The sequence below is a fragment of the Halomonas sp. ABH4_019 genome (assembly GCF_056159885.1).
Genome location: NZ_JBSWWC010000002.1, coordinates 94,854 through 118,997, shown reverse-complemented (window position 1 = coordinate 118,997; position 24,144 = coordinate 94,854). Strand labels below are relative to the sequence as shown.

The following is a 24,144-nucleotide window of genomic DNA, read 5'->3' as shown; positions in this document are numbered from 1 at the left end:
GGCGAGGCCAAGGAGGCAGCATGACCGATCGCAAGCCCATCGCCAGCGGCTCCGACTGGAACTTCGAGACCCTCGAGGCCTTCGAGACCGAGATCGCGCGGCTGGCCGACGAGTATCGGCTGGATACCTACCCCAACCAGATCGAGATCATCACCACCGAGCAGATGATGGATGCCTACGCCAGCGTGGGCATGCCGGTGGGTTACCACCACTGGTCCTTCGGCAAGCAGTTCCTGGCCGTGGAGCAGGCCTACCGTCGCGGCCAGATGGGGTTGGCCTACGAGCTGGTCATCAACTCCGATCCCTGCATCGCCTACCTGATGGAGGAGAATACCCTGATGATGCAGGTGCTGGTCATGGCCCACGCCTGCTATGGCCACAACTCCTTCTTCAAGGGCAACTACCTGTTCCGGACCTGGACCGACGCCGGCTCCATCGTCGACTACCTGCTGTTCGCCCGGCGCTACATCGCGGAATGCGAGGAGCGCCACGGCGTCACCGCCGTGGAGCAGCTGCTCGACGCCTGCCACGCCCTGCAGAACTATGGCGTCGATCGCTACAAGCGCCCCTCGCCGGTGTCCGCCGAGGAGGAATCCCGTCGGCAGAAGGAGCGCGAGGCCTACCTTCAGGCCCAGGTCAACACCCTGTGGCGGACCATTCCCGGTCGTCCCCGGGAAGACGGCGGAGAGAGCTTCGCGGATGAAGAGGATCCACTGGGCCTGCACGCCGGCGGGCGCTACCCGCCGGAGCCCCAGGAGAACCTGCTCTACTTCATCGAGAAGAACGCGCCCCTGCTGGCGCCCTGGCAGCGCGAGGTGGTGCGCATCGTGCGCAAGCTCGCCCAGTACTTCTATCCCCAGCGCCAGACCCAGGTGATGAACGAGGGCTGGGCGACCTTCTGGCACTATACCCTGATGAATCGCCTCTACGACGACGGCCTGGTGGACGAGGGGCTGATCCTGGAGTTCCTGCAGTCCCATACCTCGGTGGTCCAGCAGCCGCCCTTCGACCACCCTCACTTCGGCGGCCTCAACCCCTATGCCCTGGGCTTCGCCATGTTCACCGACCTGCGGCGGATCTGCGAGCATCCTACCGAGGAGGACCGCCACTGGTTCCCGGATACCGCCGGCAGCGACTGGCTCGAGACCCTGCACTTCGCCATGCGCAACTTCAAGGACGAGTCCTTCATTCAGCAGTACCTGTCGCCGAAGGTGATCCGGGACCTCAAGCTGTTCATGGTGCTCGACGACGACCAGGACGAGATGCTCGAGGTGTCCGCCATCCACGACGAGCGTGGCTACCAGCGGATCCGCGACGGGCTGGCCATCCAGTATGCGCTGTCGGTTCGCGAGCCCAACATCCAGATCTGGTCGGCGGATATCCGCGGCGACCGCTCGCTGACCCTGCGGCATGTCCAGGACAGCCGCCGCCCGCTGGCGCGCAGTGTCTATCCGGTGATGCGCCATCTCCACCAGCTGTGGGGCTTCCCGGTGAAGCTCGAGTCCCTGGAGGGCGAGGAGGTGGTGCGTCATTACCACTGGCCGTTGCCCGAGGATGAGCAGAAGGAGGAGTGAGTCGCGGCCGGAAACCACACGGCCCGCGCCGGATGGCGCGGGCCGTGTGCGTTGCGGTGGGGCTCAGGCCTGGGCGGTCCAGGATTGGCACCAGCCCTTGGGCTTGACGCTGTTCTGGGGGAACAGCTGGCAGCCCTTGGTCTCGGCCTGATAGAACATGCAGTTGTCGCAGGTTTCGCCTTCGGCATAGGCCGGATTGTCGCTGGCGTCGCCGGCAACCTCGACATAGTTCAGTGCCTTGGCCTGATCGCTCTCGGGGTCCAGCAGTGGCAGCTCCTGGGCGAAGGCGGTACGGGACAGGATCCCGGCGCCGAGCGGCAGGGCGGCGAGGCCCAGCAGGCTGTGGCGGATGAAATCGCGACGGCTGTGATTGGCCATGTCGACTCCTCATTCTTTTGCTTGGTTCTGGTCACGGTCGGTGGTTATGGCGTCCATGCAGGTGCAGCGTCGATACCGATATCGCACCGGGATCCGGCTTCCTTCTGGTTAGCCTAGGCAAAGTGTATACATTTTGCCAGGTGTAAGTGTATACATTTTTTGCCGAGCGCTGCCGCCGGTGGGCGCCCGACCCTGCGGCGCGGGATTGGGCGTGCCGCTCCTGTCAGACCGATAGCGCGCCGCCGGGTTCTGTTCCGGGCGCCATGCGGCGGTGCGCGAGCGTGGTGGTGCGCGACCGTGTCGGGTGCCGATGGTGCTGCCTCGGCGAGGACGCTGTTATACTCGCGGCAGTGATGGCGGAGACCCGCCGAGTGCCCGATGCCAGAGGGAGAGAGCCCCATGCAGAATGCCGTGATCCTGATCAACACCGAGAAGGGGCAGGTCAACGCCGTGGCCCAACGGCTGGCCGAGGTGGACGGCATCAGCGAGGTGTTCTCGACCTGCGGACGCTACGATCTGGTGGCCATCGCCCGGACGCGTGACTTCGAGGGCCTGGCGGAGCTGGTCACCGGACGGCTCAACGAGGTCGAGGGCATCCGCGAGACCGAGACCCTCAACGCCATGCAGGTTCATTCCCGCCACGATCTCGAGACCATGTTCTCGCTGGGCTGGTAAGGCCCGCCGGTGCTGCAGCGCCTCATTCGCCTGCCGTCATGGCGCGGTTCGCTTCGCCGCCTGGGCATCGCCGTGCTCTTCGCCGCGGTGGGCAGCGGGCTGTGGTACGTCGAGGAGCGCGAGGTCCGCGATCGGCTCAGCTGGATGGGCGTGCCGACCTGGCAGCGCCTGACCCCGCTGAGCCTGCACCGGGTGCTGCGCAACGACGGTTTCCTGGTGGGCTGGTCGGACGTGCGGGTCAGCCCGCTGTGGGCCAGCTATGTGCTGCGCGACGATCGGGCGGTTGATGTCGGCGAGCGCCCCGGCTTTCGTCGCGACTGGCGCACGCTGTGGCCGGTCACCCCGGACAGCTACCTGCGCAGCGGCTACGACCGCGGTCACCTGGCACCCAACTACGCCATCGCCCGTGTGCATGGCCCTGCCGCCCAGTACGATACCTTCCTGATGAGCAACATGGTCCCGCAGCGGCCTGACCTGAACCGCCGCCTCTGGCAGCGCCTGGAGGAGGTGGTGATCGATCGCTTCGTGCCGCGTCACGGCACCCTGCAGGTCATCGACGGGCCGGTGTTCGATGCGGACATCACCCGGGGCATGTTGCGCCGGGTCGGCCTGGTGGAGGTGCCGGAGGCCTTCTACAAGATCCTGATGGTACCGGGCGAGCGCCCCCGGGCGCTGGCCTTCGTGATGCCCCAGGAGGTGCGCGGCGACGAGCCCCTCGATCGCTTCGTGGTCAGCATCGATCGCATCGAGGCGCTGACCGGGCTGGACTTCTTCCCGAACCTGCCGGATGCCGCCGAGCGTGCCCTGGAAGGGCGGGTGGATGCTGCGGGCTGGGGGCTTGCGGCGGTGGCGAATCTGCCGGGTCGCTTCGACTGAACGAGGCGGGCGGTGGTCAGTGGCTCGGAAAGGCGATGAACGCGTCGCCGAGCTCTGTAAACCGCAGACGCAAAAAAACCGCAACGTGTGCGGCCGGAGATATAAAATGATATGGCGATGTAGGGCGAGGAGAAAGCCTCGACGCTCCGCTCTGTCTGCATAACGCGAAATGGTGCCCAGGAGAGGACTTGAACCTCCACGTCCGTAAGGACACTAGCACCTGAAGCTAGCGCGTCTACCAATTCCGCCACCTGGGCGCGTCATGCATATCGTCGTGTTCCGGGCCATCGCGTGAGCGATGAATGGTGCCCAGGAGAGGACTTGAACCTCCACGTCCGTAAGGACACTAGCACCTGAAGCTAGCGCGTCTACCAATTCCGCCACCTGGGCGAAACACGAGCGATTCGAGCTGATAAAGAGCGTGATACGAAAGCCGTTACTGGCAGTGTATCAAATGGTGCCCAGAAGAGGACTTGAACCTCCACGTCCGTAAGGACACTAGCACCTGAAGCTAGCGCGTCTACCAATTCCGCCATCTGGGCAAGTGGCGCGTATAGTACCGTATCTCGCCGGGAATGCAACCCCCGATCGGCCAGGCGGCGGGATTTTTCGCTGCTGTCGCCCCCTTGCACGTCCGATCATGGTTGGGTGCACCTCGTCGCGACGCTATACTGCCGCCATGACAATATATCCCGATCGCATCATCGCATGCCCGCGGCGCCAGAGCGCCCTCACCCCCATGCCGTCCCCGACCCTGCCAAGGATGCACTCCGCATGAATCATTGGACGCTCGAAGGCGATACGCACGCCAGCCGCGAGGCCCACAAGTACGACAAGCCCGCGCCCAGCCGCGAGTACCTGCTGGCCCGGCTGGAGGAGCACGGCAAGCCCGTCACCCACGAGGCCATGAGCCAGATGCTGGGGCTCGACGACGAGGACCTGCAGGAGGCCGTGCGCCGCCGGCTGTCGGCCATGGAGCGCGATGGCCAGGTGCTGCGCAATCGCCGCGGCGCCTATGCGCTGATCGACAAGCTCGACCTGATCAAGGGGCGGGTGCTGGGTCACCGCGACGGCATCGGCTTCCTGCTTCGCGATGACGGCAAGAAGCCCGACCTGGTGCTGCCGCCGCGGCAGATGCGCCGGGTCTTCCACAACGACCATGTGCTGGTGCGGGTCAGCGGCCGCGATCGCCGTGGCCGCGACGAGGCCACCATCGTCGAGGTGCTGGCGCGCAATACCCAGACCATCGTCGGCGTCTACCGCGAGAACACCCCCGAATTCGGCGTGCTGATCCCCGAGAACCCGCGCATCGCCCAGGAAATCATCATCCCCCACCACGCCAGCGGCGGGGCCAAGGATGGCCAGGTGATCTCGGCCAACATCGTTCAGCAGCCGGCTACCCGGGTGCAGCCGGTGGGCGAGGTCGTCGAGGTGATGGGCGAGCGCATGGATCCCGGGATGGAGATCGACATCGCCATCCGCAGCTACGAGATCCCCTGCGAGTTTCCGCCCGAGGTGCAGGACCAGATCGCCGGCATGTCCGCCGAGGTCGCCGAGGACGACAAGGCGCATCGTGTCGACCTGCGCGACGTGCCGCTGGTGACCATCGACGACGAGTCCGCCAAGGACTTCGACGATGCCGTCTGCGCCTGGAAGACCAAGTCCGGCAGCTGGAAGCTGCTGGTGGCCATCGCCGATGTCTCCCACTACGTGCGGCCCGGCAGCCCCCTGGACCAGGAGGCGATCAGCCGCGGCAACTCGGTGTACTTCCCGGGGCAGGTGGTGCCGATGCTGCCGGAGCTGCTGTCCAACGGCCTGTGCTCGCTGAATCCCGACGTCGACCGCCTGGCCATGGTCTGCGAGATGAACATCTCCCAGAAGGGCGCGATCAGCCGCTATCGCTTCTATGAGGCGGTGTTCCGCTCCCACGCCCGGCTGACCTACAACAAGGTCGCCTCGATCCTCGACGACGAGGACGAACAGGGCGAAGCGCTGCGCGAGCAGTACCGCGACCTGGTGAAGCCGCTCGAGAACCTGCATTCCCTCTACAAGGTGCTGCGCGGCGCCCGGGAAGAACGCGGTGCCATCGACTTCGAGACCACCGAGACGGCGATCGTCTTCAACGACGAGCGCAAGATCGAGAAGATCGTGCCGCGCTCGCGCAACGACGCCCACAAGATCATCGAGGAGTGCATGCTGGCCGCCAACGTGGCCACCGCCCGCTTCCTCGACAAGCATGACCTGCCGGCGCTGTACCGCATTCACGAGCGGCCCTCGCCGGAGCGCCTCGACAAGCTGCGCCTGTTCCTTAACGAGCTGGGGCTGTCGCTGCCCGGCGGCGACGAGCCGACGCCCCAGGACTACCGGGCGCTGGCCGAGACCATCCGCGGCCGCGACGACGCCGATATCATCCAGACGGTGATGCTGCGCTCCATGAGCCAGGCGGTGTACTCGCCCCAGAACGAGGGCCATTTCGGCCTGGCCTATCCGGCCTATGCCCACTTCACCTCGCCGATTCGCCGTTACCCGGACCTGATCGTGCACCGGGCGATCCGCTCGGTGATCCGCGGCCCGCGCCAGACCAACACCGTGCTGCGGGCCGAGGGAGCGCCGGTGGAGCCGCCGAGCAAGTGGTGCCCCTATACCTTCGAGCAGATGCTCGAGCTGGGCGAGCACTGCTCGATGACCGAGCGCCGCGCCGATGACGCCACCCGCGACGTGGAGAGCTGGCTGAAGTGCGAGTTCATGTCCGACAAGCTGGGCGAGACCTATGACGGCACCATCGCCTCGGTGACGCAGTTCGGCATCTTCGTCAGGCTCGATACCTTCTATGTGGAAGGCCTGGTGCACGTCACCTCGCTGCCCTCGGATTACTATCACTACGAGCCGGAGAAGCACCGCCTCAAGGGCGAGCGCAGCGGCATGAGCTATCGGCTCGGCGATGGCGTCTCGGTGCAGGTGGCTCGCGTCGACCTGGACGATCGCAAGATCGACTTCGAGCTCGCCGACGACAAGCCCCGGCCCCAGCGCAAGCCGCGCAAGTCGCGCGGCGGCGGCCAGGGAGCGCCCAAGGGCGGCGCCGGCGACCAGGCCGGCGAGGGCGACAAGGGCGGCCGCAAGCGCCGTCGTCGTGGCCCACGTCGTCGCTGAGGGCCGGGGTGATCGCATGTCGATGAAGAAGAAGCCGAAAGCGGCGCCGCGCCGCGGACCCAGGCCGCCGGGCGGCCTCGAGGCCGTCCATGGCGTGCACGCCGTGCGGGCGCTGCTCGCGCGGGGCGAGGCGCCCCGCGAGCTGTGGCTGCAGGAGGGGGAGGCCGCCGGTCGCCTCGCCGAACTGGTCGGCCAGGCTCGGGCGCGTGGCGCCCGCGTCAGCGCCCATCCTCGTGACGACCTGGACCGCCTCGCCCAGGGCGCCGCCCATCAAGGCATCGTGGCCTTTTGTCCGCCGCTGGCCTTCGAGGCCGAGGCCGCCCTCTGGCATCGGCTCCAGGGCTGGTCGAACGTCGAGCCGCCGCTGCTGCTGGTGCTCGACGGCGTCACCGACGTCCACAACTTCGGCGCCTGCCTGCGTAGCGCCGATGCCGCCGGCGCCCACGGCGTGGTGGTGCCCAAGGACAAGTCGGCGCCGCTCAACGCCACGGTGCGCAAGGTGGCCTGCGGCGCCGCCGAGAGCGTGCCGGTCTATCAGGTCACCAACCTGGCCCGGGCGCTCGGCAAGCTCAAGGAGCTCGGCGTCTGGATCACCGGTACCGCCGGCGAGGCCGAGGCCAGCCTGTTCGATGCCGACCTCGCCGGCGCCACGGCGCTGGTGATGGGTGCCGAAGGCAAGGGCATGCGTCGGCTGACCCGGGAGGCCTGCGACCAGCTGGTCAAGCTGCCGATGGCGGGTAGCGTCTCGAGTCTCAACGTCTCGGTGGCCACCGGCATCGGCCTGTTCGAGGCGATACGGCAAAGAAGCCTGAAGCCATAAGCTTTAAGCTTGAAGAGAACCCTTGATCTCATGTCTGAGGGTTCATGCTGGCTTCGAGCTTCGAGCTTCGAGCTTCGAGCTTCGAGCTTCGAGCTTCGAGCTTCGAGCTTCGAGCTTCGAGCTTCGAGCTTCGAGCTTGCGCCCCCGCCGCTCAGTCTTTAGAATACTGGCGCCCGTTCGTCCGGCGAACGGGCATCGTGTATTTCGATAATCACCTCCTTGCTTCCCCTGGGGCCCTGTCGCCTCTCTGGAAGCTGCCAAACCGCAAGGAGAACCCATGCGTCATTACGAGATCGTCTTCATGGTCCACCCGGACCAGAGCGAGCAGGTTCCGGCGATGGTCGAGCGCTACACCAGCGTCGTCACCGAGAACGGCGGCACCGTGCATCGTCTCGAGGATTGGGGCCGCCGTCACCTGGCCTACCCGATCAACAAGATCCACAAGGCTCACTACGTGCTGATGAACGTCGAGTGCCGCGGCGAGACCCTCGAGGAAATCGAGAACATCTTCCGCTTCAACGACGCCATCATTCGCAGCCTGGTCGTGCGCTGCAAGGAAGCCGTCACCGAGGCTTCGCCGATGATGAAGCCGGCGGAAGACAAGCGCGCCCGTCGTGACGAGAAGCCGTCGCGTCCCGCCCAGTCCGCCTAAGCCACACATCGCACGCTAAGGAGTCTTTCCCATGGCACGCTTTTTCCGTCGTCGCAAGTTCTGCCGTTTCACCGCCGAAGGCGTGAAGCAGATCGACTACAAGGATCTGGACACCCTCAAGGCCTACATCACCGAGACCGGCAAGATCGTTCCCAGCCGCATCACCGGGACCAAGGCCCGTTACCAGCGTCAGCTGTCCACCGCCATCAAGCGGGCACGCTACCTGGCGCTGCTGCCCTACACCGACAGCCACCAGTAAGACACCGGCGTGATGCTGCCCGTCGCCCGCTGGATGATGCGCGGCACGCCCCAGGCCGTCGCCGGGGCGGCCGCCGCGACTCTGGTGCCCTGGCTGTTCTGGCTGGGGGCCGCCATCGCCGGCCTGGTCACCCTGCGCCGCGGCCTGTCGCCGGCGCTGCCGGTGATCGTCGCCGCGGCTCTGCCGGCGGGCTGGTGGTGGACCCGGGGTGACGTCATCCCGCTGGCCAGCATCCTGCTGGTCGCGCTGATGGCGGTGGTGCTGCGCGCCCGGATGCGCTGGAGCGAAGCGCTGATCGTCGGCGCCCTCGCCGGGGCGGCGATGATCCAGCTGGACATCTTCCTGCCGCCGGGCGGGGTCGGGCCGCTGCTGGAGCAGCTGCGCCAGGGCTCCCCGGAGGTGGCGTCGATGCTCGACGAGTTCGCTCGCCAGGGCATGGAGACCGAGCGCCTCGCCGAGCTGCTGATCGGCGGCGTCACCGGCCTGGTGGTGCTGCTGGCGGGCGTGGCCTGCCTGGCCCTGGCCAGGAGCTGGCAGGCGGGGCTCTACAACCCCGGCGGCTTTCGCGAGGAGTTCCACGCCCTGCGCCTGGCGCCCCGCGAGCTGCTGGTGCTGCTGGCGACGCTCGTCGTCGGCACGGTGCTGGTGCTGCCCGGCGTGGGCCTGATGCTCTGGGTGCCGCTGCTGGTGGCCGGCATCGCGTTGGTACATGGTGTCATCGGATTGAAGGGAATGAACGGGCTGTGGCTGGTCGCCTTTTACGTGTTGCTGATCACCACCTGGCCCATGATTCTCATCGTGCTGCTCGCGGCCCTGATCGACTCGTTCGCGGATTTCCGCGCACGACTCGGCCGCAGCGACTGACAAGAGGTTTACGAGATGGAAGTCATTCTGCTCGACAAGATTGGCAAGCTGGGCGGTCTGGGTGACCAGGTCACCGTCAAGCCCGGTTATGGCCGCAACTACCTGGTGCCCTACGGCCTCGCCGTGCCGGCCACCAAGGACAACATCCAGGCCTTCGAGGCCCAGCGCGCCGAGCTCGAGGCCCAGGCCGCCGAGCGCAAGGCCGAGGCCGAGGCCCGCGCCGAACAGCTCAACGACATCGAGCTGTCGCTGGTCGCCAAGTCCGGTGACGAGGGCAAGCTGTTCGGTTCCATCGGTCCGCGCGACCTGGCCGACGCGATCTCCTCCGCCGGCTTCGACGTGGTCAAGAGCGAGGTCCGCATGCCGGAAGGCCCGATCCGCCAGACCGGCGAATACGACATCGAGCTGCACCTGCATGCCGAAGTCGATGCCACCGTGCGCGTGGTGGTCGTGGCCGAATAAGCCCGATCCCAGCGGTGGACGCCAGGGGCGCGAGGAGAGATCCTCGCGCCCTTTTTTGCGGGCTTGCGGCACGACGGCGAGGCTGGGGACTCCGGGGCCTTCGCGTTAGAATGTGCCGGCCCATGTTGCGAAGGTGCCTCCCTCAATGAACGAACCCCTCGAGCTCGACCAGGAGACCGCGGCCCTGAAGGTGCCGCCGCATTCGCTGGAAGCCGAGCAATCCGTGCTCGGCGGGCTGATGCTCGACAACCAGGCCTGGGACAGCGTGGCCGACCGCCTGGTGGCCAACGACTTCTATCGCTACGAGCATCGGCTGATCTTCAACGTCATGGCGGGGCTGGCCGAGGAGGCCCGCCCGCTGGACGTGGTGACCCTCTCCGAGGCCCTGGAGGGGCGGGACCAGCTGGAGACGGTGGGGGGGCTGGCCACCCTGGCGGAGTTGGCCCGCAACACGCCCTCGGCGAGCAACATCCGCGCCTATGCCGACATCGTTCGCGAGCGGGCCACCCTGCGCAAGTTGATTCGCGCCGCCAACCAGGTCGCCGAGAGTGCCTTCGCGCCCCAGGGGCGGCCCGCCGACGAGCTGGTCAACGAGGCCGAGCGGCTGGTGTTCCAGATCAGCGAGGAGCGCCCCAAGGAGGGCGGCCCCGTCGGCATGAGCGACCTGCTGGCCAAGGCGGTGGATCGCATCGACGAGATGTTCAACATGCAGGGCGAGATGACCGGCCTGTCGACCGGCTTCCGCGACCTGGACGACATGACCTCCGGCCTGCAACCCTCGGACCTGGTGATCGTCGCCGGGCGCCCCTCGATGGGCAAGACCACCTTCGCCATGAACCTGGTCGAGCACGCGGTGATCTCGAGCGACAAGCCGGTGATGGTGTTCTCCATGGAGATGCCTGGCGAGTCGATCATGCTGCGCATGCTGTCGTCGCTGGGGCGGATCGACCAGACCCGGGTGCGTACCGGCCAGCTGGAGGACGAGGACTGGCCGCGGCTGACCTCGGCGGTCAACCTGCTCAAGGACAAGCAGCTGTTCATCGACGACACCGCGGCGCTGTCGCCCAACGAGATGCGCTCGCGGATCCGCCGGGTGGTGCGCGAGCACGGCAACCTGGCGCTGATCATGATCGACTACCTGCAGCTGATGCAGATCCCCGGCTTCTCTGAGAATCGCACCGGCGAGATCTCGGAGATCTCGCGCTCGCTCAAGGGCCTGGCCAAGGAGTTCGGCTGCCCGGTGGTGGCGCTGTCGCAGCTCAACCGCTCCCTCGAGCAGCGGCCCAACAAGCGTCCGGTGATGTCGGACCTGCGCGAGTCCGGCGCCATCGAGCAGGATGCCGACCTGATCGGCTTCGTCTATCGCGACGAGGTCTACAATCCGGATAACCCCGACAATCAGGGGCTGGCCGAATTCATCATCGGCAAACAGCGTAATGGCCCCATCGGCACGGTGCACATGGCCTTCATCGGCAAGTACACCCGCTTCGAGGACCTGGCGCCGGACAGCTACGGCGAGGCCTTCGGCGAGTGACCCCTTGAGCGCGGCGTTCGGCGCCGTATAATCCCTCCCCCCTGAACAGCACACTGGAGGAGCACCATGGCAGGCGGATTTCGGCGCGGCAATCGGCGGCGCACCCCGAAGCTCGAGGCACGCGGCGAGTTGCAGTCCGTGGAGCGCGAGGGCCCGTTCAAGGAATGGCTGGGCATGCCGGACCTGTACCGCTATTACATCGTGGTCGACGGCGAGCATTACAGCTATCAGACCGAGGACTCGGAGCTGCCGGTGGCGGTCGGCGACCGGGTGGTGTTCCGCTACAAGGAGACCAAGGCCGGCAACTGGGTCGACCGCAACTCCCTGGGCAAGGCGATCGACCCCGCCGACTACCAGTAACCGGAACCCCGGGCCCCTTCATCGGTCATAGTGACGACACGGAGTCGTCATCCGCGTGTCATCGGGCGGCGTCAGGCTTTGCCCGATCCACTCAATGATCCCGCGATGGAGGGACCCATGGATTTCAATGACCTCAAGGCCTTCGTGGCCCAGCACGACAACTTCGAGATCCGCGTGATCGGCCATGCCGGCAGCCACTGCTACCAGGTCGAGCTCGAGGACGTGGAAGGGCGCCGCCACATGCTGACCCGCGGCGGCAAGCCGATGCTGTTTCGCGCCCTGGACGACGTCTACCTGGAGCTCAAGCGGGCCGGCATTCACCGTGCCTATCTGGTCCAGCAGGTGCCCCATGACGAGGTGATCGGCCGCGAGACCCACTACGGCGATCCGCTGGCCTCGCGCATGCCGCTGGTCTTCTGAGCGCCGCGCGAACGGCTTTCACCCGATACCCGCGCCGTTCCCGGCGTCTCCGGCGGGCCCCGCCCGCTTGCCCCGGCCGCCCTGGCCGGTTTCCACCACCCCACCTCCCACCCGTTCGGCGGGCCACCAGGCCGCCGCTGTATCAAGCGTCCCCGGCACTCGGCGTGCCGTATCCCGTCCGATGGTCCCCCTGGCCATAGGCCGGCTCGGTCGTGAGCCCGGCGAGGAAGGTCTCGGCCTGTTCCCGCATGGCCGCGCGCTTGTCGTCCGACATGCGGTCCAGCGAACCGTAGATCAGCTTCATGCGGTGATTGCCGGACAGGGCGTCGCGATGGCGCTCGAGGAAGCGCCAGTAGAGGCTGTTGAGCGGGCAGGCGTGCTCGCCGACGACCCGCTTGGGATCGAAGCGGCAGTGCCCGCAGTGGTCGGACATGCGGTCGATGTACTTGCCCGAGGCGCAGTAGGGCTTGGAGCCCATCAGCCCGCCGTCGCCGTGCAGCACCATGCCCAGGGTGTTGGGCAGTTCCACCCACTCGCAGGCGTCGGCATAGACCGCCAGGTACCAGTCGCACAGCGCCGCGGGGGCCACGTCGCACAGCAGCGCGAAGTTGCCGGTGACCATCAGCCGCTGGATATGGTGGGCGTAGGCATTGTCGCGGGTCATCTCGATGGCGCGCCTGAGGCAGCGCAGCTCGGTGTCGCCGCTCCAGTAGAAGTCCGGCAGCCCACGGTTCGCGCCCAGGGCGTTGGCGCGCTTGTAGTCGGGCATGCGCGTCCAGTAGAGGCCGCGCACGTATTCCCGCCAGCCCAGTATCTGGCGAATGAACCCCTCCGCCGCATTGAGCGGCGCGCGGCCCTCGCGATACTCGCGCTCGGCGCCCTCGCAGACCTCGCGAGGCGATAGCAGGCCGAGGTTCAGCGCCGCCGACAGCCGCGAGTGGAACAGGAAGGGCTCGTCGTCGCTGATGGCGTCCTGCCAGCGGCCGAAGTCGGGCAGCAGGGCGGTGAGGAAATGCCGCAGGTCGGCCAGCGCCTGGCGGCGGGTCACCGGCCAGTGGAAGCCCGCGAGGTCACCGAAATGGTCGCCGAAGTGCTCCTCCACCAGCGCCAGTACCTCGCGGGTCACATCGTCCCGGCGATGGCGGGGCGGGGCGGGCACCTCGAGACGCTCGGGCAGCGGCTCGCGGTTGTCGTGGTCGTAGTTCCAGCGCCCGCCGGCGGGCTCGTCGCCGTCCATCAGCAGGCCGGTGCGCCGGCGCATCTCACGGTAGAAATATTCCTGGCGCGGCGACTTGCGCCCCTTCTCCCAGGCGGCGAAGTCGTCCGGCGTGGCATAGAAGCGGTCGTCCTCCATCAGGCGCCAGGGCAGGGCGGCGCCGCGGCGCTGGTGCATCGCCTGCCACAGTCGCCACTCTCCCGGGCGGGTGACGCGAACCTCGCCGCAGGCGTAGAGCGCGGCGAGACGCTCGGCCTCGTCGATCAGGTTCTGGGCATTGTCCGGTGCGTCCAGGCTGCTGTAATGGACCCGCCAGCCCCGGTTGCGGAGTGCCGCGGCGAAGTGGCGCATGGCGGCCAGGATCAGCGCGATCTTCTGGGGATGGTGGGGCACGTAGCGGCCTTCCTCGGCCACTTCGCACAGCGCGACGACGGCCTCCGGCGGGGCGCCGCGCAGGATCGGCAGGTCGAGGCTGAGATGGTCGCCGAGGATCAGGAGCAGGGGGCGGGACATGGCTCACCAATAATTGTACAAATGTCCCTGATAGTATAACTATATTCCGCTCGACTGCCTGGGGTGATAGGCTAGCAGGCGAATCCAAGACTCACGCCGATCACAGGGAAAGCGCCTCATGGCAGCCTTTGAGCACTCCTCCGATGCCACATTGATCACCCCCGGCGAGGATCGACTGCGGCACGCTCCACAGGATCATCCCCCGCTGCCCGGGGGCAAGGTCGGGGTGGTGCTGGCCAACCTCGGCACCCCGGACGCCACCGACTACTGGTCGGTGCGCCGCTATCTCGACGAGTTCCTGTCCGATCGGCGGGTGGTGGATTATCCCCGCTGGCTATGGCAGCCGCTGCTCAAGCTGGTGATCCTGACCCGGCGTCCCTTCGCCTCGGGCCAGGCGTACCGCAGCATCTGGAACCGGGGTCTCGACGAGAGTCCGCTGCTGACCATCACCCGGGAACAGACCGCCAAGCTGGCGACGCGGCTTGAGGCGGCCTTCGGCGAAGGCGTCGAGGTGGACTTCTGCATGCGCTACGGCAACCCCTCCACCGACAGCGTGCTGCGCCGGCTGCATGCCCGGGGCTGCGAGCGGATCCTGTTCTTCCCGCTCTACCCCCAGTACGGTTCGCCGACCACCGCCACCGCCTGCGACCAGGCCTTCCGCACCCTGATGCGTCTCAAGTGGCAACCCTCGGTGCGCACCGTGCCCGCCTATTACCGGCATCCGGACTATCTCGCGGCACTGGCCGCCTCGGTGCGGGAGGCCTACGCGAGCGCCGAGGCGACGCCGGAAGTGCTGGTGGCTTCCTATCATGGCGTGCCCAGGCGCTTCCTCGACGAGGGCGACCCCTACTACTGCCACTGTCGCCAGACCACCCGCCTGCTGCAGGAGACCCTGGGGCTGTCGGAGGCGGCCATCGAGACCACCTTCCAGTCGAAGTTCGGGCCCGAGGAGTGGGTGGGGCCGGCCACCGTCGAGCGGGTGGCCGAGCTGGCCCGCCAGGGGCGACGGCACATCGCGGTGATTTCGCCGGCCTTCGCCGCCGACTGCGTCGAGACCCTGGAGGAGATCCAGCAGGAGATCCGCGACGCCTTCCTCGAGGCCGGCGGCGAGACCTTCACCTACGTGCCCTGTTTGAACGCCCGGGACGACCATGTCGCCGCGCTGGAGGCCATCGCCCGTCGGGAGCTGGCCGGCTGGCTCTAGTGTCCTGCATCAGAGGTCGACGGTAGCATTCTGGCGGCCGCTTGCGCCGCCATGCCGCGTTGCCACTCCTCGCCATCGCGCTGCTATGCCTCGTCGCGGCGCCTTGCCTGGCGACCCAATGTGCTCGCCATCTTTTCAACGAACCTCCGAAACAGGACACTAGTGCACCGCGGACCAGCCTTGCCGGGGTCTCCACGCGCCACCCGGCGGCTCGACCAGGCCTCCGCGCGGTGCCTTGCCTGGCGGACCCCGGCGGCTCGTCTATGCGTCGACGAGAACGCCGCAACGCTGCGCCTCGCTGGCTCCCGTGCAGGGCTTAGCGGTCCTGGGGCTGCTCCTCCAGGGTGATGGGGCCGCGCTCCTCGGGGTCGCCATGGGGGATCGGTGTCTTGCCGACCTCCTCGTCGTGGAGTTCCACAGGGCGACCGCGAGTCTTGTCGATGTAGTCGAGCCTCAGGTGCAGGCCGGTCTTGGCCAGCAGGTGGGCGCTCACCGGCGCGGTGATGAACAGGAACAGGGCGATCAGCATCTCCTGGACCACCGGCTCGTTGTCGGCGATGCCGAAATAGCACATCGAGGCGATCAGAATGCAGCCGATGCCCATGGTGGTGGCCTTGGTCGGGCCATGCAGGCGCATGTAGAAGTCCCGCAGGTGGGTCATGCCCAGCGAGCCGATGAAGGCAAAGGCGCCGCCGGCGATCAGGAACAGGGAGATGACCCCCTCGAGAATCACGTAGAACGACATGCCGCTGGTCTCCTATTCGATGATGTCGCCGCGCAGCAGGTACTTGCAGACCGCCACGGTGCCGATGAAGCCGAGCATGGCGATCAGTACCGCCGCCTCGAAATAGGTCTTGGTGTTGAGCCACAGGCCGAACAACACGATCAGCGCGATGGAGTTCACGTACATGGTGTCCAGCGCCAGGATGCGGTCGGGGAGGCTGGGCCCTATCGTCAGGCGGTAGGTGTTGAGCACCAGGGCGATCATCACCAGCGCCAGGCTGATCTTCAGCGCGATGTCTAGCATTCGTAGATCTCCTTGAGCGGGCGCTCGTAGCGTTCGCGGATCTGCTCGATCAGCGCCTCGTCATCCTCCGCATCGAGGGCATGGATCAGCAGGCTCTTGCCGTCCATGCGCAGGTTGGCCGACACCGTGCCGGGGGTCAGGCTGATGGTGTTGGCCAACAGGGTGATGGTGAAGCGCTCTTCCAGCATCAGCGGATATTCCACGAAGTGGGGCCGCGAGCGTTGTCGAGGATTGAGGATCAGCCAGGCGACCTGGAAGTTGGCGACCACGATATCGCCGAGCACTCGCAAGACGTAGCGCAGCAGCAGCCACGGGCGCTTGACCCGGGGCTGGACATCCCAGAAGCGGTAGGTGAGCAGCGGGATGACGACGGCCAGGAAGCCGCCCAGCAACAGATGGCCGAACGCCAGGCTGCGCGCCAGCAGCAGCCAGACCACCAGCAACAGCAGGGACAGCAGCGGGATGGGCAGCCAGGAACGAGGACGGATCATGAGGCATCTCCAGCGTCGGGCAGCAGGGCGCGCACCATGGCATCGGGATCGGCCAGTTGTTCGGAGGTGGCCTGGGTGTAGTCGCTGATCGGACCGGCCAGGGCCACCAACAGCGGCGAGGCGGCCAACAGCAGGCTCGCGCCGACCCAGTGCTGGCGAGGCAGGGGCTCGCCGCTGGGTTCGCCCTGCTGGCTGCGCCAGAACAGCGTCGAGCCGGCCCGCGACAGGGCGATCATGGCGCCCAGGCCACTGGCCAGCAGCAGCGGCCACAGCCAGGGTTGCTGGGCGTCGGTGGCGGCATCCAGCAGCAGGGCCTTGCCGATGGCGCCGGACAGCGGAGGCAGGCCGGCCACCGCGATGGCGCTGACCAGAAACAGCAGGCCCAGGGCGCCCCCCTGGGTCAGCGCCCGACCCTTGACGATCCGGGTGCCGGCCTTGCCGCGCTGCACGCCGATCATCTCGGCGAGCAGGAACAGGCCGCCGGTGACCAGGGTGGTGTGAATCAGATAGTAAAGCAGCGAGGCGGTGGCCTCGACGGTGCCCATGCCGACCCCGGCCAGCAGGGTGCCCACCGAGACCAGCACCAGGTAGGCCACCAGCAGGCGCAGGTCTCGGGCCGCCAACACGCCGAGGGTGGCCACCGCCAGAGTGGCCAGCGCCAGCCACCACACCCAGGGTTGCTCCAGGGCGGCCAGTGCGCCGGCACGTTCACCGAACACCAGAGAATAGAACCGCAGGATGGCGTAGACGCCGACCTTGGTCATGATCGCGAACAGTGCCGCCACCGGTGCCGGGGCCGCGGCGTAGGCCCGTGGTAGCCAGAAATAGAGCGGCAGGATGGCGGCCTTGAGGCCGAAGACCACCAGCAGCAGCAGGGCGCCGGCGGTGACCAGCCCGGCCCGCTCCGCGGGCAGCTCGCCCAGGCGCACGGCCATGTCGGCCATGTTGAGGGTGCCGGTGGCGCCGTAGAGGGTCCCCACGGCGATCAGGAACAGCGCCGAGCCGGCCAGGTTGAGCACCACATAGTGGACCGCGGCCTGGGTGCGCGACTTGCCGCCGCCGTGCAGCATCAGGGCGTAGGAGGCCAGCAGCAGTACCTCGAAGAACACGAAGAGGTTGAACAGGTCGCCGGTCAGGAAGGCGCCGTTGATGCCCATCAGCTGCAGCTGGAAGAGGCCGTGGAAGTTGCTGCCTCGCTCGTCGTCCCCGCCGCAGGCGAAGATCACGCAGCCCAGTGCCAGCACCGAGGTCAGCAGTACCATGAGCGCCGAGAGGCGATCGAGCACCAGGGCGATGCCGAACGGCGGCTGCCAGTCGCCCAGTGCGTAGTAGGCGATCTCGCCGCTCGACGCCCGGTCGACGAGCAGGGCGGAGATCAGCACCAGCAGCAGGGTGGCGCTCACCCCCAGTCGGCGCTTGAGCCGAGTGCCTCCGTGGCGCGAGCGCAGCAGCAATACCCCGGCGAACAGCGGCAGCACGATGGGCAGGACGATCAGGTGCTGGCTCATCGACGGTTCTCCTCGCCATTCTCGTGGCTGCGGCCATCCACGTGGTCGTTACCCATGTCGCCGCGGGCCCGCATCGCCAGGATCACCGCGAAGGCGGTCATGGCGAAGCCGATGACGATGGCGGTCAGTACCAGCGCCTGGGGGAGGGGGTCGGCGTAGTTCCGGTCCCCATCGATGATCGCCGCGCCATGGGTGGTCAGCCCGCCCATGGAGAACAGGAAGAGGTTGACCGCGTAGGACAACAGGGTCAGCCCTACCACCACGGGGAAGGTTCGTCCCCGCAGCATCAGGTAGAGCCCGCAGGCGCTGAGCACGCCGGTGGTGATGGCGTAGAGGCTTTCCATCAGCGTTTCTCCTTGCCGGTGGTCGTGGCGTCGGGGGTCTCGTCCTTCACCGGACGGTGCGGGGTGGTCACCTTGCCGAGATTGGCCAGGATCATCAGCGTCGCCCCCACCACGGCCAGGTAGACGCCAAGGTCGAAGATCATGGCGGTGGCCAGCTCGAAGTCGCCGACCAGCGGGAGATGGAAGTGGCCGAAGGCCGAGGTCAGGTAGGGGTGGCCGAACAGCCAGCTTCCTGCCCCGGTCAGGGCCGCCAGCCCCACCCCGGCGATGGCCACCGGCTGGTAGGGGAAGTCGAGGCGCGACTGGCCCCATTCCACGCCGCGGGCGATGAACAGCAGGATCAACGCCACGGCACTGATCAGCCCGGCGATGAAACCGCCGCCGGGCAGGTTGTGGCCGCGCAGGAAGATGAAGGCGGACACCAGCAGCGCCAACGGCAGCAGGGTCTGGGAGATGGTGGTGAGGATCATCGGGTAGCGGTCCGGCGACCACAGCCGGCCGTCGTTGTCGCTGTGCGGCATGAACAGCCGCAGGCGATTGAGCAGCTTGAAGATCGCCAGGCCGGCGATGGCCAGTACCGTGATCTCGCCCAGGGTATCGAAGCCGCGGAAGTCGACCAGGATGACGTTGACCACGTTGTGACCGCCGCCGCCGGAGACGCTGTTGGCGAGGAAGAAGTCCGAGATGCTGGCGCTGTCGCGGGTCAGCACCGCGTAGTTGAGGCTGGCGATGGACATGCCCAGGGCCCCGGCCAGGACGACATCGCGCAGGCTACGCGGCAACGAGGAATCGCGGGGGGTCTTCTGAGGCAGGAAGAACAGCGCCAGCATCAGCAGGATGATGGTCACCACCTCCACCGAGAGCTGGGTCAGCGCCAGGTCCGGGGCGGAGAAGCGCGCGAAGGTCAACGACACCAGCAGCCCCACCATGGACAGCATCAACAGCGAGATCAGGCGATAGCGATGGGTGACCACCGTGGCCAGGCCGCTGAAGATCAGCAGCACCGCCCCGGTCAACAACACACCGTCCACCGGATGCCGGGTCGCCTCGCCGGCCAGACTCGGCATCCGACCGAGCCCCAGGGCGGTGAGCCCCAGGGCCGCCACCAGCAGCAGCCCCATGTAGCGCTGTAGTGAGGCATTGTCGAGGCGCCCCAGCAGGCGTTCGGCGTGGCGCGCCGTGCGTTGGGTAGCGGCCTCGAACACCAGGCGCGCATCCACCGGCTGGAAGCCGCGCTGGAAGCGCCGCAGCTGGGCATGCAGGCGATACAGCAGCACCCCGGCGACCAGGGCCACGGCGCTCATCACCAGCGGCAGGTTGAAGCCGTGCCAGATCGCCAGGTGAAACTCCAGGGGGGCGAGCAGCACGGCGCGGCTGGCCAGGTCGAGCAGGCCGCCGGCCAGCGCCGAAGGGAACAGGCCGACCAGCACGCACAGCGCCGTCAGCAGGGCCACCGGAGCGCTCATCAACCGCGGAGGATCATGGGGCGCTTGGGGCGGGGCCTGGCGCGGCGCCTTGAAGAACACCGCATGGACCAGGCGCAGCGAGTAGGCCACCGAGAGCACGCCGCCGGCGGTGGCCAGCACCGGCATCAGCCAGCTCAGCCCACCCAGTACCGGGGTGTGCAGGGTCTCGGCGAACAGCATCTCCTTGGACAAGAAGCCGTTGAGCAGCGGCACCCCGGCCATGGCGGCGCCGGCGATCGACGTCAGCAGGGCGGTGAGGGGCATGGCCCGGCGCAGGCCGCCGAGGCGAGGGAGTTCGCGGGTGCCGGTCTCGTGGTCGATGATGCCGGCGCTCATGAACAGCGCCGCCTTGAAGGTGGCGTGGTTGAGGATATGGAACAGCGCCGCCAGCACCGCCATGGGGCTGCCGATGCCCAGCAGCACCGTGACCAGGCCCAGGTGACTGACCGTGGAGAAGGCCAGGATGCCCTTGAGGTCGGTCTTCATCAGCGCGAACCAGGCGCCGTAGAGCAGAGTGGTCATGCCCACCAGCGACACCACCAGGGTCCAGAGCTCGCCGCCGGCGAGCGCCGGGTGCAGGCGGGCCATCAGGAAGATGCCGGCTTTGACCATGGTCGCGGAATGCAGATAGGCCGAGACCGGTGTGGGGGCGGCCATGGCGTGGGGCAGCCAGAAGTGGAAGGGGAACTGCGCCGACTTGGTGAAGGCGCCGAGCAGCACCAGCACCAGGATCAGCGGGTAGCGCGGATCGGCGAGCAGTGCCTCGCCGCTGGCCAGCACGCGGTCCATGTCGTAGCTGCCGACGATGTCGCCGATCAGCAGGAAGCCGGCCAGCAGTGCCAGGCCGCCGGCGCCGGTCACCGCCAGCGCCATGCGGGCGCCCTTGCGGGCATCGCTGCGCCGGGACCAGAAGCCGATCAGCAGGAAGGACGACAGGCTGGTCAGCTCCCAGAACAGCCACAGCAGCAGCAGGTTGTCGGCCATGACGATGCCGACCATGGAGGCCATGAACAGGACCAGATAGGCATAGAAACGCCCGTAGGGTTCCTCCGGGCTCAGGTAATAGTGGGCGTAGAGCAGGATCAGCAGGCCGATGCCCAGGATCAGCAGATTGAACAGCAGCGTCAGGCCGTCGAGGCGGAAGGCCAGTTCAAGGCCCAGCGTCGGTATCCAGTCGACGGCGAAGCGCAGCATCTCGCCGTCGAGCAGCGCGGGCACGGCGCCCAGCGTCAACAGCAGCGCCAGGGTGGGCAGGGCGGCGGTGGCCAGCGAGCAGGTGCGGCGCCCGCGGTGCGCACTGAGCGCCGGCACCAGTACGCCAAGCAGGGGGAGCAGGGCGATCCATAGCAAGGTCATCGGTCGGTCATCCTGGGCGATTCCATGGGGGCAGGGCCGCACCGCCGGGCCGACGAGCGTGTCGTGTCCCCGGCCGGGCAAACGGCGCCTTCGATGGCGTCAGGGGCCATACTCTACCGCAAGGTCGGCGTCTCGTGCCTCCTTGCTTTCAATAGCTTGGCTCATTAACGTTGGGCCTTTGCTGGCCCGGCGGAGGCTCGCCCCGCCTTCATGGAGGGATCGCATCATGCAACTGGCCGTGTTGGGAGGCTTCGTGCTGGCCGGGATGGCGCCCCTGCTGCATCGCTGGTTCGGGCCCCGGGCCCCGCTGGTCATGTCCCTGCTGCCGGCCTCGATCGCCGCCTGGCTGCTCGGCCAGTGGCCGACGATCATGAGGGGCGAGGCGTTGCGGCTGGAGTGGGCCTGGGTGCCGGGGCTCGATATCAGCCTGACCTTCCTCATCGACGGCCTGTCGCTGCTGTTCGCCTTGCTGATCACGGTGATCGGCGCCCTGGTGCTCGCCTATAGCGGTGACTACCTGCGTGGCCATCGCGACCTGCCGCGCTTCCTGGTGGTGATCACCGCCTTCATGATGTCGATGCTCGGCCTGGTGCTGGCCGACAACCTGGTGGCGCTGTTCGTGTTCTGGGAGCTCACCAGCATCACCTCCTACCTGCTGATCGGCTTCAACCACACCGACCCGGCCGCCCGCAAGGCCGCCCAGCAGGGCCTGCTGGTCACGGTGGGCGGCGGTCTGGCGCTGCTCGCCGGCTTTATCATGCTCGCCCTGGCCGGGGACAGCTGGTCGTTGCAGACCCTCGTCGGTCGTGGCGAGGCCCTGAGCGATCACGCTCTCTATACACCGCTGCTGATCTGCGTGCTGCTCGGCGCCTTCACCAAGTCGGCGCAGTTCCCCTTCCACTTCTGGCTGCCCAATGCCATGGCCGCGCCCACTCCGGTCTCGGCCTATCTGCACTCGGCGACCATGGTCAAGGCCGGGGTCTACCTGCTGGCTCGGCTGCACCCGGCGCTGGGGGGCACCGAGGCCTGGGTAACCACGCTGTCGCTGGTCGGCGCGCTGACCATGGCGACCGGGGCCTTCCTGGCGATTCGACACACCAACATCAAGAAGCTGCTGGCCTACTCCACGGTGATGGCATTGGGCACCCTGACCATGCTGCTGGGGATCGGCACGCCGAAGGCGCTCAGTGCCTTCGTGGTCTTCCTGCTGGCGCATTCCCTGTACAAGGGGGCCCTGTTCCTGATCGCGGGCATCCTCGACCACGAGACCGGTACCAAGGACGTCACCGCCATGGGAGGGCTGCGTCATGTCATGCCGCTGACCGCGACCCTGGCCGTGGTCGCCGCCCTGTCACTGGCCGGCCTGCCACCATTGCTGGGCTTCGTCGGCAAGGAGCTGATGTTCGGGTCGGCGCTGGGTGCCTCGGCCTGGCGAGGGGGAATCCTGGCGCTGGCCTTCCCGGCCGCCTTCCTGACCCTGGCGGTGGCGGCGATCGTCGCCTTGCGCCCCTTCTTCGGCGAGCGCCGCGAGACGCCCCGGACACCCCACGAGGCGCCCCCCGCCATGTTGGCCGGTCCCTTGCTGCTGGCCACCCTGTCGCTGCTGCTGGGCCTGGTGCCGGGGAGCCTCGATGGCCTGGTGAACGCCACCCTGGCGGGTCTCGGCGTTCCCGGCGCCGAGATGCACCTGGCGCTGTGGCACGGCGTCAACCTGCCGTTGGTGCTGTCGCTGGCGAGCCTGCTGCTGGGGGGGCTGACGTACCGTCACTGGGACCGGCTGCGTGCCGGCTTGAGGCGGCTCGATCCGTTCATCGCGCGTGGCCCCGAGGCCGGTTACGAGTCGCTGATGGCGGGCATGGTGGCCCTGGCCGAGTGGCAGACCCGTTTCCTGCAGAACGGCTACATCCGCAACTATCTGGTGATGACCCTGCTGGTGCTGCTGGGGCTGGTGGGTCATGCGCTGTTCTTCCGCCACGGCCTGGCGCTGGACGTCGGGCTGTCGGTCTACTTCCATGAGGCGGTGGTCGCCGGGCTGATGGTCGCAGGTGCCCTGGCGGCCTGCGTGATGCGCTCGCGGCTGGCGGCGGTGGCGGCGGTGGGGGTGATGGGCTTCTCCATCGCCCTGACCTTCGTGCTGTTCAGCGCGCCGGACCTGGCGATCACCCAGCTGCTGGTGGAGACCCTGACGGTGATCCTGCTGGTGCTGGTGCTGTTCCGGCTGCCGCGTTTTGCGACGCTCTCCACGCCGGCCGAACGGCTCCGCGACCTGGTGGTGGCGTCGCTCACCGGGGGCTTGATCACCCTGCTGATGCTCTCGGTACTGAGCGGCCAGCGGCTGCCGCGAATCTCCGATTACCTGGTGGCCAACAGCCAGCCGTTGGGCCATGGTCACAACATCGTCAACGTCATCCTGGTGGATTTTCGCGCCCTGGACACCCTGGGCGAGGCGTTCGTGCTGGCGCTGGCGGCCATCGGGGTCTACGCCATGCTGCGCTTTCATGCCGGCGAGTACGACGCCCGGCATGCGGGGCGCCGGGGAGGATCGTCGGATGGTTAAGTCGGGAACCCTGATTCTCAACGTGGCGGCGCGCCTGCTGCTGCCGCTGCAGCTGCTGTTCTCGGTGTTCCTGCTGCTGCGTGGCCACAACGAGCCGGGCGGCGGCTTCATCGCCGGCCTGGTGGCGGCCGGCGCCTTCGCCCTCTACCTGTTCGCCTACGGTCGTCGTGCCCTGGGCGAGATGCTCAAGGTCTCGCCTCTGGATCTGGTGGGGATGGGGCTGTTGTTTGGCGTCGCCTCGACGCTGCCGGCCTGGTGGGTCGGTGAGCCCTTCTTCACTGCCCAGTGGTGGACGATCCCGCTGATCGACTTCAAGGCCTCGACGCCCCTGATCTTCGATATCGGGGTCTATCTGGTGGTGGTGGGCTCGGTGCTGACGGCGATCACCGCCCTGGTCGAGACCGACCGGCACGACGAGCGAGATCACTGAGGAGGCTA

Annotated in this window: 23 protein-coding genes and 3 tRNA genes; 15 read left to right on the top strand and 11 right to left on the bottom strand. The window is 67.5% G+C overall.

All coding sequences use genetic code 11. The features are described 5' to 3' along the window. Window positions 1-20 precede the first annotated feature (20 nt). Window positions 21-1,574: a SpoVR family protein gene (locus ACXAFN_RS07710; RefSeq protein WP_474987674.1), complete on the top strand. Its 1,554-nt coding sequence runs from the start codon at window positions 21-23 to the stop codon at window positions 1,572-1,574. A 63-nt stretch (window positions 1,575-1,637) separates the two neighbouring features. Here the strand turns inward: ACXAFN_RS07710 and ACXAFN_RS07705 are convergent, their stop codons facing one another. Further along, window positions 1,638-1,952: a high-potential iron-sulfur protein gene (locus ACXAFN_RS07705; RefSeq protein ID WP_474987672.1), complete on the bottom strand. Its 315-nt coding sequence runs from the start codon at window positions 1,950-1,952 to the stop codon at window positions 1,638-1,640. Window positions 1,953-2,351: 399 nt separating this feature from the next. Here ACXAFN_RS07705 and ACXAFN_RS07700 point away from each other — a divergent pair, with 399 nt between their 5' ends. Both ACXAFN_RS07700 and ACXAFN_RS07695 read left to right on the top strand, forming a co-directional pair. After that, window positions 2,352-2,627 (top strand): Lrp/AsnC family transcriptional regulator, encoded by a 276-nt coding sequence (locus ACXAFN_RS07700; RefSeq protein WP_474987671.1) that lies wholly within the window; start codon window positions 2,352-2,354, stop codon window positions 2,625-2,627. A gap of 9 nt (window positions 2,628-2,636) precedes the next feature. Next, window positions 2,637-3,503, top strand: a complete 867-nt coding sequence (locus ACXAFN_RS07695; protein WP_474987669.1) for a DNA/RNA non-specific endonuclease — start codon at window positions 2,637-2,639, stop codon at window positions 3,501-3,503. 170 nt (window positions 3,504-3,673) lie between these two features. Here ACXAFN_RS07695 and ACXAFN_RS07690 read toward each other — a convergent pair. The 3 genes from ACXAFN_RS07690 to ACXAFN_RS07680 form a co-directional block, all read right to left on the bottom strand. Next, window positions 3,674-3,760 (bottom strand) — tRNA-Leu (locus ACXAFN_RS07690). A gap of 46 nt (window positions 3,761-3,806) precedes the next feature. After that, window positions 3,807-3,893 (bottom strand) — tRNA-Leu (locus tag ACXAFN_RS07685). 65 nt (window positions 3,894-3,958) lie between these two features. Beyond that, a tRNA-Leu gene (locus tag ACXAFN_RS07680) sits at window positions 3,959-4,045 on the bottom strand. A gap of 232 nt (window positions 4,046-4,277) precedes the next feature. Between ACXAFN_RS07680 and rnr the strand changes: the two genes are divergently transcribed. The 9 genes from rnr (at window position 4,278) to ACXAFN_RS07635 (ending at window position 12,024) form a co-directional block, all read left to right on the top strand. Further along, entirely contained in the window at window positions 4,278-6,653 is a 2,376-nt protein-coding gene (rnr, locus tag ACXAFN_RS07675; protein WP_474987667.1) for a ribonuclease R, read from the top strand. A 22-nt stretch (window positions 6,654-6,675) separates the two neighbouring features. Then, a complete protein-coding gene (gene rlmB, locus ACXAFN_RS07670; protein ID WP_474989084.1) occupies window positions 6,676-7,473 on the top strand; it encodes a 23S rRNA (guanosine(2251)-2'-O)-methyltransferase RlmB in 798 nt (265 codons plus the stop codon). 277 nt (window positions 7,474-7,750) lie between these two features. Continuing rightward, window positions 7,751-8,125: a 30S ribosomal protein S6 gene (gene rpsF, locus ACXAFN_RS07665; RefSeq protein WP_474987665.1), complete on the top strand. Its 375-nt coding sequence runs from the start codon at window positions 7,751-7,753 to the stop codon at window positions 8,123-8,125. Window positions 8,126-8,156: 31 nt separating this feature from the next. Beyond that, window positions 8,157-8,384 (top strand): 30S ribosomal protein S18, encoded by a 228-nt coding sequence (gene rpsR / locus ACXAFN_RS07660; RefSeq protein ID WP_016853668.1) that lies wholly within the window; start codon window positions 8,157-8,159, stop codon window positions 8,382-8,384. A gap of 12 nt (window positions 8,385-8,396) precedes the next feature. Beyond that, entirely contained in the window at window positions 8,397-9,248 is an 852-nt protein-coding gene (locus ACXAFN_RS07655) for a hypothetical protein (RefSeq protein WP_474987663.1), read from the top strand. A 15-nt stretch (window positions 9,249-9,263) separates the two neighbouring features. After that, entirely contained in the window at window positions 9,264-9,710 is a 447-nt protein-coding gene (gene rplI, locus ACXAFN_RS07650; RefSeq protein WP_474987661.1) for a 50S ribosomal protein L9, read from the top strand. Between the two features lie 145 nt (window positions 9,711-9,855). Then, complete coding sequence (gene dnaB, locus ACXAFN_RS07645; RefSeq protein ID WP_474987659.1) at window positions 9,856-11,244, top strand: replicative DNA helicase; 1,389 nt, start codon at window positions 9,856-9,858, stop codon at window positions 11,242-11,244. Window positions 11,245-11,310: 66 nt separating this feature from the next. Next, window positions 11,311-11,604, top strand: coding sequence for a hypothetical protein (locus ACXAFN_RS07640; protein WP_474987658.1), 294 nt, complete (start codon window positions 11,311-11,313; stop codon window positions 11,602-11,604). Between the two features lie 117 nt (window positions 11,605-11,721). Further along, window positions 11,722-12,024 carry a DUF6482 family protein gene (locus ACXAFN_RS07635; protein WP_474987657.1) on the top strand — a complete coding sequence of 101 codons (303 nt, stop codon included), beginning with the start codon at window positions 11,722-11,724 and terminating at the stop codon, window positions 12,022-12,024. A 142-nt stretch (window positions 12,025-12,166) separates the two neighbouring features. Here the strand turns inward: ACXAFN_RS07635 and ACXAFN_RS07630 are convergent, their stop codons facing one another. Next, window positions 12,167-13,753, bottom strand: coding sequence for a cryptochrome/photolyase family protein (locus ACXAFN_RS07630; protein ID WP_474987655.1), 1,587 nt, complete (start codon window positions 13,751-13,753; stop codon window positions 12,167-12,169). 118 nt (window positions 13,754-13,871) lie between these two features. Between ACXAFN_RS07630 and hemH the strand changes: the two genes are divergently transcribed. Continuing rightward, a complete protein-coding gene (hemH, locus tag ACXAFN_RS07625) occupies window positions 13,872-14,957 on the top strand; it encodes a ferrochelatase (protein WP_474987654.1) in 1,086 nt (361 codons plus the stop codon). A 316-nt stretch (window positions 14,958-15,273) separates the two neighbouring features. Here the strand turns inward: hemH and ACXAFN_RS07620 are convergent, their stop codons facing one another. The 6 genes from ACXAFN_RS07620 to ACXAFN_RS07595 are packed head-to-tail and all read right to left on the bottom strand — an operon-like array spanning window position 15,274 to window position 21,149. Beyond that, complete coding sequence (locus tag ACXAFN_RS07620) at window positions 15,274-15,702, bottom strand: Na+/H+ antiporter subunit G (protein ID WP_474987652.1); 429 nt, start codon at window positions 15,700-15,702, stop codon at window positions 15,274-15,276. Window positions 15,703-15,714: 12 nt separating this feature from the next. Further along, on the bottom strand, window positions 15,715-15,984 hold the full coding sequence (locus ACXAFN_RS07615) for a K+/H+ antiporter subunit F (RefSeq protein WP_474987651.1): 270 nt from the start codon (window positions 15,982-15,984) through the stop codon (window positions 15,715-15,717). After that, entirely contained in the window at window positions 15,978-16,475 is a 498-nt protein-coding gene (locus tag ACXAFN_RS07610) for a Na+/H+ antiporter subunit E (protein WP_474987649.1), read from the bottom strand. Before ACXAFN_RS07610 ends, ACXAFN_RS07615 begins: the two co-directional genes overlap by 7 nt. Next, entirely contained in the window at window positions 16,472-17,983 is a 1,512-nt protein-coding gene (locus tag ACXAFN_RS07605; RefSeq protein WP_474987648.1) for a monovalent cation/H+ antiporter subunit D, read from the bottom strand. Before ACXAFN_RS07605 ends, ACXAFN_RS07610 begins: the two co-directional genes overlap by 4 nt. After that, complete coding sequence (locus ACXAFN_RS07600; RefSeq protein WP_474987646.1) at window positions 17,980-18,327, bottom strand: Na+/H+ antiporter subunit C; 348 nt, start codon at window positions 18,325-18,327, stop codon at window positions 17,980-17,982. The genes ACXAFN_RS07605 and ACXAFN_RS07600 overlap by 4 nt, the downstream gene beginning before the upstream one ends. Further along, on the bottom strand, window positions 18,327-21,149 hold the full coding sequence (locus ACXAFN_RS07595; protein WP_474987644.1) for a monovalent cation/H+ antiporter subunit A: 2,823 nt from the start codon (window positions 21,147-21,149) through the stop codon (window positions 18,327-18,329). The genes ACXAFN_RS07600 and ACXAFN_RS07595 overlap by 1 nt, the downstream gene beginning before the upstream one ends. Before the next feature lie 226 nt (window positions 21,150-21,375). On the opposite strand from ACXAFN_RS07595, the gene ACXAFN_RS07590 reads away from it, so the two are divergent. After that, entirely contained in the window at window positions 21,376-23,706 is a 2,331-nt protein-coding gene (locus ACXAFN_RS07590; RefSeq protein ID WP_474987642.1) for a putative monovalent cation/H+ antiporter subunit A, read from the top strand. Further along, the gene (locus tag ACXAFN_RS07585; RefSeq protein WP_474987640.1) at window positions 23,699-24,136 is read left to right on the top strand and encodes a Na+/H+ antiporter subunit B; all 438 of its coding nucleotides are present in this window, start codon (window positions 23,699-23,701) and stop codon (window positions 24,134-24,136) included. The genes ACXAFN_RS07590 and ACXAFN_RS07585 overlap by 8 nt, the downstream gene beginning before the upstream one ends. Window positions 24,137-24,144 lie beyond the last annotated feature (8 nt).

What these genes read in the sequence shown, in the direction of transcription:
- ACXAFN_RS07615 (WP_474987651.1), bottom strand. Translation starts at nt 15,984, where the DNA reads ATGCTAGACATCGCGCTGAAGATCAGCCTGGCGCTGGTGATGATCGCC.
- ACXAFN_RS07590 (WP_474987642.1), top strand. Translation starts at nt 21,376, where the DNA reads ATGCAACTGGCCGTGTTGGGAGGCTTCGTGCTGGCCGGGATGGCGCCC.
- ACXAFN_RS07610 (WP_474987649.1), bottom strand. Translation starts at nt 16,475, where the DNA reads ATGATCCGTCCTCGTTCCTGGCTGCCCATCCCGCTGCTGTCCCTGCTG.
- ACXAFN_RS07605 (WP_474987648.1), bottom strand. Translation starts at nt 17,983, where the DNA reads ATGAGCCAGCACCTGATCGTCCTGCCCATCGTGCTGCCGCTGTTCGCC.
- ACXAFN_RS07620 (WP_474987652.1), bottom strand. Translation starts at nt 15,702, where the DNA reads ATGTCGTTCTACGTGATTCTCGAGGGGGTCATCTCCCTGTTCCTGATC.
- ACXAFN_RS07630 (WP_474987655.1), bottom strand. Translation starts at nt 13,753, where the DNA reads ATGTCCCGCCCCCTGCTCCTGATCCTCGGCGACCATCTCAGCCTCGAC.
- rpsR (WP_016853668.1), top strand. Translation starts at nt 8,157, where the DNA reads ATGGCACGCTTTTTCCGTCGTCGCAAGTTCTGCCGTTTCACCGCCGAA.
- rplI (WP_474987661.1), top strand. Translation starts at nt 9,264, where the DNA reads ATGGAAGTCATTCTGCTCGACAAGATTGGCAAGCTGGGCGGTCTGGGT.
- ACXAFN_RS07635 (WP_474987657.1), top strand. Translation starts at nt 11,722, where the DNA reads ATGGATTTCAATGACCTCAAGGCCTTCGTGGCCCAGCACGACAACTTC.
- ACXAFN_RS07595 (WP_474987644.1), bottom strand. Translation starts at nt 21,149, where the DNA reads ATGACCTTGCTATGGATCGCCCTGCTCCCCCTGCTTGGCGTACTGGTG.
- ACXAFN_RS07700 (WP_474987671.1), top strand. Translation starts at nt 2,352, where the DNA reads ATGCAGAATGCCGTGATCCTGATCAACACCGAGAAGGGGCAGGTCAAC.
- rnr (WP_474987667.1), top strand. Translation starts at nt 4,278, where the DNA reads ATGAATCATTGGACGCTCGAAGGCGATACGCACGCCAGCCGCGAGGCC.
- hemH (WP_474987654.1), top strand. Translation starts at nt 13,872, where the DNA reads ATGGCAGCCTTTGAGCACTCCTCCGATGCCACATTGATCACCCCCGGC.
- rpsF (WP_474987665.1), top strand. Translation starts at nt 7,751, where the DNA reads ATGCGTCATTACGAGATCGTCTTCATGGTCCACCCGGACCAGAGCGAG.
- rlmB (WP_474989084.1), top strand. Translation starts at nt 6,676, where the DNA reads ATGAAGAAGAAGCCGAAAGCGGCGCCGCGCCGCGGACCCAGGCCGCCG.
- dnaB (WP_474987659.1), top strand. Translation starts at nt 9,856, where the DNA reads ATGAACGAACCCCTCGAGCTCGACCAGGAGACCGCGGCCCTGAAGGTG.
- ACXAFN_RS07600 (WP_474987646.1), bottom strand. Translation starts at nt 18,327, where the DNA reads ATGGAAAGCCTCTACGCCATCACCACCGGCGTGCTCAGCGCCTGCGGG.
- ACXAFN_RS07585 (WP_474987640.1), top strand. Translation starts at nt 23,699, where the DNA reads ATGGTTAAGTCGGGAACCCTGATTCTCAACGTGGCGGCGCGCCTGCTG.
- ACXAFN_RS07640 (WP_474987658.1), top strand. Translation starts at nt 11,311, where the DNA reads ATGGCAGGCGGATTTCGGCGCGGCAATCGGCGGCGCACCCCGAAGCTC.
- ACXAFN_RS07710 (WP_474987674.1), top strand. Translation starts at nt 21, where the DNA reads ATGACCGATCGCAAGCCCATCGCCAGCGGCTCCGACTGGAACTTCGAG.
- ACXAFN_RS07655 (WP_474987663.1), top strand. Translation starts at nt 8,397, where the DNA reads ATGCTGCCCGTCGCCCGCTGGATGATGCGCGGCACGCCCCAGGCCGTC.
- ACXAFN_RS07705 (WP_474987672.1), bottom strand. Translation starts at nt 1,952, where the DNA reads ATGGCCAATCACAGCCGTCGCGATTTCATCCGCCACAGCCTGCTGGGC.